This window comes from Saliterribacillus persicus (assembly GCF_003337485.1).
GTDB classification, from domain to species: domain Bacteria; phylum Bacillota; class Bacilli; order Bacillales; family Amphibacillaceae; genus Saliterribacillus; species Saliterribacillus persicus.
Genome location: NZ_QPJJ01000001.1, coordinates 246,899 through 260,059, shown reverse-complemented (window position 1 = coordinate 260,059; position 13,161 = coordinate 246,899). Strand labels below are relative to the sequence as shown.

Here is a 13,161-nt window from a genome sequence, read left to right as displayed (position 1 = left end):
ATAGTCGATACTTAAATATAGAGTGTTTAGCTTGAAAATCAGTGTGAAAATTTATTTTGGGGTGTTCTTTATGCTTTAATCTGAATGATTCTCCGATCCTCTGCTATGCTAAAAGCTTTTTTGCACAATAGGTAAATTAAAAATGAGGAAAGAGATATATTAATAAATATCATTATTGGGAATCTTAACGTCGCAAAGGCCAAACTTATTAGTATAGATACGTTCAAAAGAGAAACTGGTAGAAATAATATAGAAAAAAGTAATGAATTCTTGATTAATTCTATCAATGTAAATTTATAGATACTCATGATCGGAAAGATAAAAGTAGCCATTGCTACAACGAGTAGGGAGAACGTAAGAAAGAATGTAAGTAGTAATAAGTTATCATAATTTAATACATATATAAAATTAATAATCAGAGCAATAATTAATATTGGAACAACAAGACCAATAAAAAGACTTTTCTTAAATAATTCCTTGAAGTAAGTAAAATAGGGCTTTATTACTCTAGTTTCTTTCTTTTCGATAAAATCTTTAGTAACACTATACAGTGCCGCAGTTGCTGGCCCGATAGTAATGACAGGAAATGAACAAACTAACCATAAAAGATTGAGCAATAAAAGATTGATGAAAAATTCAACAAATCTATATAGTCTACTTTCCATTAAATTCATCGTTTCAACCACCCTTTCATTGATAAACGCGAAACAGTATTAAAATTTTGCTGAATTTTATTTGTAGAGAAGTTTATGGTTTTTACGATATTGATTTGGACTGAAACCAACCGTACTTTTAAATTTTTTTCGGAAATTTTTAATATCATGATAACCAGTTTGTGATGCTACGTCTTTTATTTTAATAGATGTATCCTTCAGTAAAGATTTGGCTTTTTCGATCCGTAATCGTGCTACGTACTTACTAAATGATTCTCCTGTCTTTTCTTTAAAATAATCACTAAAATAGTTTGGGTTAAGGTGGACTGCTTCAGATACCTCTACTAGTGTTGGCGGCTCATGAAGATGATGCTTAATATAGCTTTTGGCTATATCTATAAGTGAGCTTTCATTGTTATTTTCTTGTAAGGTATCAATTAATTCTGAAGTGATTTGAATAGTTTGTTTAATATTTAATGGTTGGTGATGATATTGATAGTCCGGACCATATATGTTGTGTTTTATTGAAAAGGAATTAATAATACGTTGTAGCTCATGGCATAGATAGTGTTTATTTTCTATTTGATCAAATATTTTATTTATTAAACCTTCAGTAGCTTGCTTATTCAATGATTCTAAGGAATTTTGTATTTCGAATTCAAATTGCTCCATATTATTTTTAGTGATTTCAGATATTGCATAACCGACACTTTTAAGTGAGTAGTCTAGTGAAGTGTTTATGACTTTTTTTAGTTCATCACCGTTTAAGGGCTTGAGTAAGTAATCGATGACCCCATATCGCATCGCCTGCTGTACCAATTTAAATTCTTCCAAACCCGTAAGGAAGATTAAAGGTATTCGAAAATCTTTTTTTACAAGTTCATTTGCAAATTCCATACCATTCATAATAGGCATTTTAATATCTGAAATAATTAAATCTATTTTTCTCGATTCCACAATATCAAGTGCACGTTGGCCATTCTCTGCTAAAATACATTCGTGTCCAGGAATAATTCTATTAATCATTGCATGAATTCCGTCTCTTATTAATTTTTCATCGTCCACTATTAAGACATGAGCCATGACGTAATCTCCTTTGTAAGTTATTAAAAACTTATTAAAGTTCGTAAATATGGAAGAAAATAAATTGAATTTATTCGTATTTTGTTTTTATCAAATTTATAAATCAAGAATTTTTCAGATTCAACTAACATAAGGAACAATTAAAATAATGGTGGTTCCTTCTTGGACTTTGCTTTCTAACTGAAGTCCGAATTTTTCTCCGAACGTCATTTTAATTCGAGAGTCAACGTTTTTTAACCCAATACCAAGTTGATTTGCATCGTGATTATTTTCTCGCAAGGCATTATTTATCTGTTCTAATTTCTCGTTTTCTATGCCAAATCCATTATCTTTTACTGTAATTATAATCGTTTCATTATTATGCACACGTCCTTCTATAATGATTTTCCGAACATGAATGTTTTCTTTAAATCCGTGTTGTATGGCATTTTCTACAATTGGTTGCAGGATAAGTGGAATTGTTTTGCATTTTAATGCTTTTGGATCTAGATTATATTGCACACCTAAACTCCCAAAGCGTAGCTGTTGAATGTTGACATAGTTCTTGACCTGATTAATTTCATCCGAAAAAGAGACAAAATTATTATGTTCTTTTATGCTATACCTCAAGAATGCTCCTAGTGATGAACTCATTTCAACAATATTCAAATTTCCTTTTATTTCTGCAAGAGAGCGTATGGACTCGAGGGTATTGTATAAGAAATGTGGTCGAATTTGATATTTTAAGTTTTTTAATTCGGCTTCTTTTTGTTTGAATTTCTCTTCAAGTACTTGGTGCACCAACTGATTTATATTAGATTTCATATCATTAAACGTTCGTGCTAGATCTCCAATTTCATCATTTCTAATTTCTTTCATTGCAATATTATAATTTCCTTTTTTAACTTCTTTCATCAATCTATTTAAACTGGATAAAGGCTTGGTGATTCTGTAGGAAACAACTATACATGCACCAGCAATTAATAAAATGGTTATTCCGGCTATAATTAAAATCAATCGTTGAATTTCATTTAAGTCCATAAATACTTCTTTTCTTGATACAATACCTACAATTTTCCAATCAGATGTATTTGATTCAACAAAATTAGAGATTAGTATTTCATTATTTGAATTAATTTCTTGGACTCTGGGTATGTCAAAATCAATTTTGTTGAAAGCGCTTAAAAATTGTTTATTTTGACTCATAATCAAATTGTTATTCTGATCCAATATTAGTATATTGGACTGATCTCCAATATCGACATCTTTTATGATGTTTTCAAGACCAGTATAATTAATATCTATAACTAGAGCAGCCAAGCTTGGCTGATCATAAAGATTAATCCCTCTTGCAACTGAAAATGCTCTGGATGGTCGATTATTTACGCCACTCATATTTAATTCATTGATAAAAAATTTTTCTTTTTTTGTTTGCGTAATATTTTTAAACCAATCACTCTCTATATAGTTTGTAGTCGGATCCATTGTTATCCTATACCTAGATTTCGAAAAGATAGTCCCATCATTTCGATAGAAATATACCCCCTGAATATCCTCGCGAAGTGTAGTTAAAATGGTGTAAAGTTCTTTGTCCATTAATGTAGATTCATCTAAAGGGGAAAGATTAGAATTATTTTCTAAGACTTTCATAATATTATCGTTATAATAAGGACTATGTGTTAGTCGAACTATATCATTTAGATAAGTATCTAGATGGAAGTTAACCTGCACTAATGTTTCCTTCACCAACCTTTCATAAGAATTCTGAAGTGAATTACTGTAAAGAAAAAAACTAGATAATGAAATAATGAGTAAGGCGAATACGGTTAATGGTATAAATGTCATAATCATTTTGTTTTTTATAGTGTAACGTTTTTTTTGATTCAATTTAAGACTTCCTCTCAATAATCTGTAAAATTACTCCCTTATCTGAATTTTATCCTTCTTTTTAACCCACTTATTATTAGATACACTATAAATGTAAACGCTTTACTTTTCAACAAAATATTAAAAAGGGTGGAGAGATAATGAAAAAGCAAAAAGTTTTTGGAATGCTAGTGGTAGGTATTTTATTTTTATTCCTTATTGGATGCAGTGAAACAGAGTCAAGTAATGATGCAAACAGTCAAACCGGTGAAAGGGAAAATGCCGATTCATCCAATGAATCCTCAGAAACGGTAACACTAAACTTTTTTGATTGGTTTGATGAAGAAAATTACATGGAAGATGTTATTGCAAAGTTTGAAGAAGCCAATCCTGATATAAAAATTAATGCTACGTTTGTTCCAACAAATGAATACGAACAAAAATTGTTAGTGAACATGTCTTCTGGTGAAGGGTTAGATGTGTTTGCAGTTGCAAATGTGGGTGGTATGTCCAACTATCAGAGTAAAGGCCAATTGCTAGACATTAGTGACCTCATAGATAGGAATGAATTAGAGAATCTTTCTCCTTTAATCGAACAGCTTGAGATAGAGGATGGGTTATATAGCCTTCCATATCGCTCTGGAGCATGGGCTTTATATTATAACAAAGATATTTTTGATGAAGCAGGCGTTGATTATCCTGATGAGACTTGGACTTGGGAAACGTATGAAGAAAAAGCAAAAGAACTAACGATGAAAGGTGAAAATGGTCAGATATGGGGTTCATTAAATTATCAACCTTCTTCAACTTGGTGGAGAGTACCTGCAAATACAGCTGGAATAAATAATCCGAATAACCCTGAAGATTTAGCTGGATTTAAAGAAGCTGCAAAGTTAAATTATGAATTATCCTATGAAGATAAAGCGCAAGAACCATACAGCGACCTTGTCGGTGAAGCAGGAAAAGATTATACTGGTAGATTTCTTCAAGGAAACCACGCAATGCTTTTTAATGGGGAATGGTTGGTTGAAATGTTGAATAGTGCTATGGAAGATGGTAGTGGTGAAATTAATTATGATGTAGCACCGCTTCCTTACACAGAAGGAATGGAACCAAGATCTGCTGGTGCAATGGCAGTTGCAATGGTTTCAAAAAATACTGAACATCCTGAAGAAGCAGTAAGGTTTCTAAGTTACCTTGCTTCAGAGGAAGCTGGAGAAATTATGGCAGGTCACGGAGTTCTTCCTGCATGGCAGTCAGATATTACAACAGAAGCTTTTGTAGAACGCCTTGACCAACCAGAAAATGCTGGAGTGTTTTTTGAACGACCGATTAATAGTCAGGTTCCAGTAGACGATCCACTATATACAGAAGGCATGAAAATAATGGAGGAAGAAGTTTCCTTATATCTTTTACAAGAGAAGGAACTAGATGAAACTTTCAATACGATACAGGAAAGAATTGATTCCGAAGTATTAAATAAATAAAAGTAGAATAAAGTCCCTCGAGTATCAAGTATTTTGTGAGGGGCTTCCTTCATGATATTTAAATGAATTTCCTATTGGTAAATTCGGTTTAAAATATGAGTTCATTTCGTGAAAAGAATAGAGTAAAGAGAAAGGAGTGTAAGAATGAAGAGATTTAACAAAAAATATCTTGTGGCTTTTATGTTTCTTTTACCCAGTTTAATAGGTTTAAGTATATTTGTCCTATATCCCATATTAGCTTCCTTAGTGATGAGTTTTACTAATTGGGATGGACTTACACCTATGAAGTTTAATGGAATAGAAAACTACATTCAATTATGGAAAGATGAAACATTTAAGATTTCTCTTATTAATAATTTTTATTACACAGGCGTATCTGTTCCTTTAACAATTATATTTTCTGTTTTATTAGCGATTATGATGAACGCAAAAGTAAAAGGGATTGGTGTATTTAGAGTACTATACTTTCTTCCAAATGTAACAGCAGCGATCGCAGTTGGAGTAATTTGGTCTTCTATGTTTACGAAGGAAGGACCGATAAATCAAGTGATTGCATTATTTATTGAGAATCCCCCACATTGGTTAGGTTCTTCTTTATGGGCAATGCCAGCGATTATTATTGTTTCTGTTTGGAAAGGGGTAGGATATTTCGCGATTATATTGCTTGCTGGTTTACAAGGAATTCCCCACCATTTGTATGAAGCAGCAACAATAGATGGTGCAAACAAGTGGAAACAATTTATTCATGTAACGGTACCGGTGCTATCACCCGTTATATTCTTCTGTACCATTATGGCGATGATAAGTTCGTTTCAAGTTTTCGATACGATTGTTGCCATGACAGAAGGCGGGCCCGGTAGAGCTACTAATGTGTTAGTTTACCATATCTATAATACAGCATTTTTAGATTTCGAATTTGGCTATGCTTCAGCAATGTCCTATATTCTATTTATCATTATTTTGTTGGTAACAATCATTCAATTTAGAACCCAAAAAAGATGGGTGCATTACTAAACAAAATAAATTATAGAAGGATGTGCAGAAATGAAACAGTCAAATGTATTAGATAATAAAAATATACCTCAAAATGGAAATAATATTAAGTTGAGAAAATCACTTTTTTCTCTATTTACTTATTTCATTCTTTTAATAGTAGCTGTGGTGATGGTAATGCCGTTTGTTTGGATGTTATCTGGCTCATTAAAAGATGCAGCAACAATTTTTCAAGATAGCATGAATTTAATCCCCGATAATCCTAGGTGGGATAATTATCCAAAGGTATGGACAAGTGTACCATTTGCCATGTTCTATTGGAATACCACAAAAGTTGCTTTTCTCACAACGGTTGGAACGGTATTAACGTCAGCACTTGCTGCTTATGCTTTTGCAAAGTTAGAATTTCCTGGGCGTGATAAGATATTCTTTTTATATATCGCAACGATGATGATTCCGGATCAGGTAACAATGATTCCTCAGTTTGTTTTAATGAGAGATTTGGGACTAATTAATACACACACCGCTTTGATATTAGTTAAGTTATTTCATCCATTTGGTGTATTTCTATTAAGACAGTTCTTTTTAACAATCCCAAATGAATTAAGCGATTCCGCACGGATTGATGGGTGCTCTGAATTTCGGATTTTTTGGAATATTATATTACCGCTCTCTAAGGCTGCGCTGGGAACATTGGTTATCTTTTCCTTATTAAATAGCTGGAATGATTTTATAAATCCACTGATTTATCTAAGTGATCAGTCTTTATTCACTTTACAAGTTGGGATTCGTTATTTCCAACAGTTATATGGAGCAGATTATCATTTAATTATGGCTGCAACAACATTGTCTTTAATTCCGATAATCATTGTATATCTTTTTGCGCAAAAATATTTTATTGAGGGTATTTCAACAACAGGTCTTAAAGGATAGTATTAATTAATCTGTTAATTCTGGTATAGCACACAACTGGTAACCAATAGATAATTACATTTAAATAGAGACTTTCATCTGAACTTGTGAACACCTCACTTAAGTCAAAAAATTAAGAAAGGATGTTAAATAATGAATGAATTAAGTAGAAAGAATATTGATTTTGATGCTAATTGGCTTTTTTACAAAGGAAACCCAAGTGGAGCAGAAGAAATAAATTATGATGATTCAACATGGCGAAAGTTAAACGTACCACATGACTGGAGCATTGAAGGTGAATTTGACGAGAATAATGAAAGTGGGAAAAGTGGTGCATTTCTATCAACTGGAATTGGTTGGTATAGAAAACATTTTGATTTAGATGAATTAGAAGAAAATAAACAAGAATATCTTTATTTTGATGGTGTTTATCATAATAGTGAAGTGTGGTGTAACGGTAACTATTTAGGCAAACATCCTTATGGATTTACTGGATTTTATTATGATTTAACCTCTTATCTGAATAAAGATGAAAAAAATATAATTGCCGTAAAAGTAGACAATTCTGATCAACAAAATTGCCGGTGGTATACAGGTTCAGGTATTTATAGACATGTGGAGATGATTATCTGTGACCGAGTACATGTAGACCATTGGGGTACTTATATAACAACATGTTTAGATTCTTTAGAACAAGCAACTGTCACTATTCAGACTACTATCACGAATAACCACACTGTTGATAAAACAATTAGTTTAAAAACTTCGATATGTGATGCAAAGGAAAATGAAATTACAACCGATGAAAAAATAGTAAGGATTGAAGCAAATAAAAAGCTTACTATTTCGCAAAAAGTAGTTGTACAAAACCCAGTTTTATGGTCCATTGACACGCCAAATCTTTATAGTGCGAAAAGTGAAATATCCAAACAAGGGGGTATCATAGATCAATATTCCACAGCTTTTGGGATAAGAAATATAGAGATATTAAATAAAGACGGAATAAAAATTAATGGTAAGTCTATTAAGTTAAAGGGTGTAAATATACACAATGATGCAGGAAGTCTAGGTACAGCTGTACCAGATCAAATTTTAAAAAGTCGATTGAAAACATTGAAGGAGTTAGGTTGTAATGCAATTAGATGTAGTCACAATCCACCTGCAAAAGAATTACTTGATATGTGTGATGAAATGGGCTTCTTGGTTATTGATGAAGCTTTTGATAAGTGGTGGTCAGGAAGCTATGGAGAAATTTTTGAAGCTTGGTGGAAAAAAGATCTGGAAATGATGTTATTAAGAGATAGAAACCACCCTTCCATTTTTATGTGGAGTGTTGGAAATGAGGTAGAAGATCAAGGTTCTACGAAAACTTTGGATACATTAAAACTCTTGGTAGAACATGTCCATCAATTTGAACCAACTCGTCCAGTTACATGTGCAATAAGACCACCTGGGGAAGTAGATGGGATTACAAATCTAAATGAAAAACTCGACGTCATCATGAGTATGGCAAATCTGACGGATGTAGTCAGCTTGAATTATCAGGAGCAATGGTATGACGATATAAAAAAACGAAATCCTGATATTATTATAACCGGAAGTGAGACATACCCTTTCTTTCGTGGTACGCGTGACTTTTTTAAAGGCTATGAACCAGTAAATCCATGGTTTGATGTAGTAGCAAACGATCATGTAATTGGACAATTTATCTGGGCTGGAATAGATTACTTGGGAGAAAGCATGAATTGGCCAAGTAAAGGATGGGCAGCATGTTTAGTTGATACAACAGGAAAAAGAAAGCCGCTGTCATATTTTCAACAAAGTGTGTGGACAGAGGAGCCAATGGTTCATATTGCAGTGAATGCCGATAGCATTACATCTCCTTCAACCAAAATGCATTGGAATGCACCTAAAATGGCTTCACACTGGACATTTCCTGATTATGAAAATGAGTTAATTAGAATATTCACCTTTACTAATTGTGAGAAAGTAGAACTATATATTAATGATGAATTAAAAGGATATAAATTTTTAAAGGACTTTCCAGATAAAATAATGAAGTGGTATTTACCCTATGAAGCTGGAGAAATTAAAGCGGTCGGATACATCAATGATGAAAAGAAGTGTGAGCATTTATTAGCTACTTCAGATTCCCCATATGAGATTCAACTTCAAGCTGATCGTAACTCTATTCATGCTGATTCAAAAGATGTTTCTGCTGTAGAAGTGGTTGTAGTAGATGAAAAAGGTGTTGTTGTACCATTTGCGGAACATAAAATATCATTCGATATTGATGGAGAAGGGGAAATTATAGGGGTAGATAATGGCAATTTAGACAGTAGTGAATTATATAAAGCAAAGGAGAGGTCAGCTTACCATGGAAGGTGTCGCGTATTTGTTCAAAGTAAAGGTAACGCTGGTAATATCTTAATTCGAGCTAATGCAGAAGGTCTTAAAGGTGCCGTGGCTAAGATATTAGCTATATAGTTGATTTTTGTTTTACCTTTTTTAAACTAGAATTGTGCAACTCGTGTTTTTTCTGGAATTTTTATAAAAATGGGAAATGGAGTGATGGCGTGATTCAAGTAGCAATAATTGGAACAGGATCGATTAGTCAATCGCATCTAGAAGGATACTTAACATTTCCAGATGAATGTAAGATAGTTGCTTTGTGTGATTTATATCTGGAAAAGGCAGAGGCTCTAAAAGAAAAATATAGTTTAGAAGCGAATTTATATGCAAATTATGAAAATCTCTTTAAAAGTGAAAAGATAGATTTAGTTTCAGTTTGCACGCCTCCGTATACACATGCAGAAATATCCATAAATGCAATGAGAGCTAAAGCGCATGTTCTTGTTGAAAAGCCAATGGCTTCTTCTTTAGAGGAATGCGATCAAATGTTAGTTGCAGCAAATAAATATAACCGTAAACTATCTGTCATTGCTCAAAATAGGTTTACCACTACCATGATGAAGTTGAAAGCAATGCTAGACTCTGGCCTTGCAGGTCCTATTGTTCATACGCAAGTTGATTCCTTTTGGTGGAGAGGATATAGTTACTACGATCTATGGTGGAGAGGCACATGGGAAAAAGAAGGTGGTGGCTGCACGCTAAATCATGCAGTTCATCATATTGATATTTTCCAGTGGATGAAAGGAATACCATCCTCTATTCAAGCAGTAACATCGAACACATCCCATGACAATGCAGAAGTAGAAGACATATCCATTGCAATTGCTAAATATGATGATGGGAGTTTAGCACAGATAACTAGTTCAGTAGTGCATCACGGAGAGGAACAACAATTAATATTCCAAGGAAAAGCAGCGAGAATATCAGCACCATTTAAAGTGAGATCTTCAAGTGTGATGCCTAATGGATTCCCGGAAAGAAATGCTGCTTTAGAGTCGGAAATAGAAGCTATGTATGAATCACTAACCCCGTTAGAATATGAAGGACACAAAGGTCAAATTGAACATGTGTTACAATCATTAACCAATGACAACATTGCTCTCTTATCAGATGGTATAGAGGGTCGTAGTGCTTTAGAAATTATTACAGCAATCTATCAATCAGCGCATGATGAAAGAGCAATTGACTTGCCTCTAGAAAAAAGCAGTAAATTTTACACAAGAGAAGGTCTACTAAAAAATATAAATCATTTTCATGAGAAAAAGAACTCTATTGAAAATTTTATAGAAAATAAAAGTTAGCGATAATGATTTGTAAATTTAACTTGCCACTATTCTTTTTGTGTGGAAATTCATCATTCAATAATTGAAAATATCTTGGAACTTGTTTAAACACTTCAAAGGTTAGATTTTTTGAAGTGTTTATTTTTGAAATTAGCATTTTCATGAAAGGAAATCTATTTTTCAAGTTATTCTATGAAATAGATCGACATGACTTAGGTCAAATGCTCTTATAAGATGGTGTTACCGCGGAATACCAAGGTAATGGCCATGCCTACATAGGAGAAAGACCGTGAAGGAAGTAGATTTTAGTCAATTATTAAAGGAATTTGAGCCTCTTATCTATCATTTAATCAAAAAATACGGGATTAGAGATCCTGAGGATGAGTTTTATCAAGAGGCAGCCATTTCTTTATGGCAAGCATATCAAAGCTATGATAAAGAAAAAGCTAAATTCTCTACATATGCTTATTACTGTATTAGTCGAACGTTATGTAATCTAATTGCGAAGGATCAGAAGGAAATCGCTAAAAAAGAAAAGGTGTTAAGTGCTACTACCTTTGAGGATTTATTGGTGGAAAATAAAACTGGCATTGGCATTGATGCTGGGTTATTAAAGAAGATACGCACATCTTTAACCGATAACCAATGGAAATGGTTCTTGCACTTTGTGATAGAAGATAAATCGATAAAAGAAATAGCAGGAAAAGAAAATGTCACAGAAGATGCCGTAAAGAATTGGGGACGACTCGCTAAAAAGAAAGTTCAAAAGATATTGGTGGACGAAGAGTATGTGGAGCGAAGATTGTAAAGTTTTGCAAGGTTTGCAAGGTGCCTGTCACTTGTCGAATCTAATTGATAGTTAAGAAAGATTGATTCAATTTATTGGAAAGCATCTGAATGATAAATTTTTATTTAGAGAAGGATCAAAGAGTCAGTCTAAGAGATACGATATTTAGAGAAGTAGTATCGAACATTCTTGTTCATAGGGATTTTTCAAATCCTTTTCCAGCAAAACTAGTTATTGAAAATAAAAGAGTATTTGTTGAGAATAGCAATAAATCTCATGGTAATGGAATTATTGATCCTATAAACTTCTCACCATTCCCAAAGAATCCAACGATTGCAAAGTTCTTTAAAGAGATTGGTCGAGTAGATGAACTCGGTTCAGGTATAAGGAATACATACAAATATAATAAAATATATTCAGGTGCTGAACCTACATTTATAGAGGGCGATGTCTTTAAAACTATTATTCCATTAGTTTCTCAAGCTACCGAGCAAGCTACCGAGCAAGCTGATAATGAAATAGAAAAATTATTAGAATTTTGTAAGGTACCTAGATCTAGAAATGAGATGCAAGAATTTATGGGCTTGTACCACAGAGAACATTTCAGGTCCAAAGTATTAATCCCTTTAATTAAAGGTGGTTTAATACAATTAACTATACCCGAAAAACCAACAAGTCCAAATCAGAAATATTATTCAAGTAGATGATGTTGTAAAAGGTGCCTGTCACTTGTCGATTAATCGACAAGTGACAGGCACCGTTTTCTTCTCTTGCTATTCTATTTTCTGCTTGAAATCTTCTATGCTGTCGGATGGGAAGATTTCTTTTCTTGGTATTTCGTATGGGTTTGTGCCTATTTCTGTGCTTACTGGATTGGTGGTGAAGGCGATGTTAAAGCCTAGTTTTTTAAAGAGTTCAATATTCTCTTCATCATATTCCCCGTAAGGAGATGCGAAGGCTTGGTTTCTTCCTTCTAAGTTATATAGACTCGCCTGTAAATCCTTTTCAACGATTGGGTCTTCTTTTCCAATCAAGTATGGTGTATGGTCCTTCTCTCGTTTATGGAAATTATACGTGTGGCTCTGGAATTCAAAGACATCACATGTATTCTTAAGGTCATCTAAGCTGAAATACTGATACTCGGATGCTTGGTAATCTTGATCATACTTCTTGATTGCGCTTGTGATAATAAAACTAATGGCATTCATGTCATACTTTTTCAAAACTGGGTAGACTTCTATCGCATTATCCTTAAAGCCGTCATCGAAGGTTAAGACAACGCTTTTCTCTGGGATTTCTAAGTCACCTTTGATAAAGTATTCTAACTCCTTGGCGGTTAGAGTGGTGTAATTTTCGTCGTGAAGCAGTTTCATTTGTGCTTCAAATGCAGATTTTGTAATGACTGTGGAAAGCATTTCTCCATTTTCATCTAAGTGGATGTCTGCTACGTCATCATCCGCTACGACGCGGTGATACATTAAGACGCTGATTTCTTCTGCTACCTCAGTTGGATTAAAATCTCTAACGTCCTCTGTCCAGTTTTGGCAGGCGTTCATGCCAAGTGTGGCATCTTTAGGGAAGTAATCGTCTGAATCTAGCGCCTGTACAAAGTCATCCTTATAAAGAGAAAGGATGAAGGTAAAGGCAAGGAAAAAAACAACGGCGAATCCGACATTGAATAGAATGTGTGATTTCATTAGTTGGCC

Annotated in this window: 11 protein-coding genes; 7 read left to right on the top strand and 4 right to left on the bottom strand. The window is 33.5% G+C overall.

Annotated elements, in window-relative coordinates:
* Positions 1-68 precede the first annotated feature (68 nt).
* From DFR57_RS01095 to DFR57_RS01085, 3 genes are all read right to left on the bottom strand, one after another.
* Positions 69-674 carry a DUF624 domain-containing protein gene (locus DFR57_RS01095; RefSeq protein ID WP_114351284.1) on the bottom strand — a complete coding sequence of 202 codons (606 nt, stop codon included), beginning with the start codon at positions 672-674 and terminating at the stop codon, positions 69-71.
* 57 nt (positions 675-731) lie between these two features.
* Positions 732-1,736, bottom strand: a complete 1,005-nt coding sequence (locus DFR57_RS01090; protein ID WP_114351283.1) for a response regulator transcription factor — start codon at positions 1,734-1,736, stop codon at positions 732-734.
* Positions 1,737-1,856: 120 nt separating this feature from the next.
* The gene (locus tag DFR57_RS01085; protein ID WP_114351282.1) at positions 1,857-3,602 is read right to left on the bottom strand and encodes a sensor histidine kinase; all 1,746 of its coding nucleotides are present in this window, start codon (positions 3,600-3,602) and stop codon (positions 1,857-1,859) included.
* A 140-nt stretch (positions 3,603-3,742) separates the two neighbouring features.
* On the opposite strand from DFR57_RS01085, the gene DFR57_RS01080 reads away from it, so the two are divergent.
* From DFR57_RS01080 to DFR57_RS01050, 7 genes are all read left to right on the top strand, one after another.
* Positions 3,743-5,068: an ABC transporter substrate-binding protein gene (locus tag DFR57_RS01080; RefSeq protein ID WP_114351281.1), complete on the top strand. Its 1,326-nt coding sequence runs from the start codon at positions 3,743-3,745 to the stop codon at positions 5,066-5,068.
* A gap of 144 nt (positions 5,069-5,212) precedes the next feature.
* Positions 5,213-6,082 carry a carbohydrate ABC transporter permease gene (locus DFR57_RS01075; RefSeq protein WP_114351280.1) on the top strand — a complete coding sequence of 290 codons (870 nt, stop codon included), beginning with the start codon at positions 5,213-5,215 and terminating at the stop codon, positions 6,080-6,082.
* A gap of 30 nt (positions 6,083-6,112) precedes the next feature.
* Positions 6,113-6,994 (top strand): carbohydrate ABC transporter permease, encoded by an 882-nt coding sequence (locus tag DFR57_RS01070; RefSeq protein WP_114351279.1) that lies wholly within the window; start codon positions 6,113-6,115, stop codon positions 6,992-6,994.
* Positions 6,995-7,126: 132 nt separating this feature from the next.
* A complete protein-coding gene (locus tag DFR57_RS01065) occupies positions 7,127-9,460 on the top strand; it encodes a glycoside hydrolase family 2 TIM barrel-domain containing protein (RefSeq protein ID WP_114351278.1) in 2,334 nt (777 codons plus the stop codon).
* Between the two features lie 89 nt (positions 9,461-9,549).
* Positions 9,550-10,686, top strand: a complete 1,137-nt coding sequence (locus tag DFR57_RS01060; protein WP_114351277.1) for a Gfo/Idh/MocA family protein — start codon at positions 9,550-9,552, stop codon at positions 10,684-10,686.
* A gap of 271 nt (positions 10,687-10,957) precedes the next feature.
* Positions 10,958-11,476, top strand: a complete 519-nt coding sequence (locus tag DFR57_RS01055; RefSeq protein WP_114351276.1) for a sigma-70 family RNA polymerase sigma factor — start codon at positions 10,958-10,960, stop codon at positions 11,474-11,476.
* 89 nt (positions 11,477-11,565) lie between these two features.
* The gene (locus tag DFR57_RS01050) at positions 11,566-12,162 is read left to right on the top strand and encodes a Fic family protein (RefSeq protein ID WP_211315328.1); all 597 of its coding nucleotides are present in this window, start codon (positions 11,566-11,568) and stop codon (positions 12,160-12,162) included.
* A gap of 66 nt (positions 12,163-12,228) precedes the next feature.
* Here the strand turns inward: DFR57_RS01050 and DFR57_RS01045 are convergent, their stop codons facing one another.
* On the bottom strand, positions 12,229-13,152 hold the full coding sequence (locus DFR57_RS01045) for a polysaccharide deacetylase family protein (RefSeq protein WP_114351275.1): 924 nt from the start codon (positions 13,150-13,152) through the stop codon (positions 12,229-12,231).
* Positions 13,153-13,161 lie beyond the last annotated feature (9 nt).

Coding starts and splice junctions, on each gene's coding strand:
- DFR57_RS01095 (WP_114351284.1), bottom strand. CDS start 674: ATGAATTTAATGGAAAGTAGACTATATAGATTTGTTGAATTTTTCATC.
- DFR57_RS01090 (WP_114351283.1), bottom strand. CDS start 1,736: ATGGCTCATGTCTTAATAGTGGACGATGAAAAATTAATAAGAGACGGA.
- DFR57_RS01080 (WP_114351281.1), top strand. CDS start 3,743: ATGAAAAAGCAAAAAGTTTTTGGAATGCTAGTGGTAGGTATTTTATTT.
- DFR57_RS01075 (WP_114351280.1), top strand. CDS start 5,213: ATGAAGAGATTTAACAAAAAATATCTTGTGGCTTTTATGTTTCTTTTA.
- DFR57_RS01070 (WP_114351279.1), top strand. CDS start 6,113: ATGAAACAGTCAAATGTATTAGATAATAAAAATATACCTCAAAATGGA.
- DFR57_RS01065 (WP_114351278.1), top strand. CDS start 7,127: ATGAATGAATTAAGTAGAAAGAATATTGATTTTGATGCTAATTGGCTT.
- DFR57_RS01050 (WP_211315328.1), top strand. CDS start 11,566: ATGATAAATTTTTATTTAGAGAAGGATCAAAGAGTCAGTCTAAGAGAT.
- DFR57_RS01045 (WP_114351275.1), bottom strand. CDS start 13,152: ATGAAATCACACATTCTATTCAATGTCGGATTCGCCGTTGTTTTTTTC.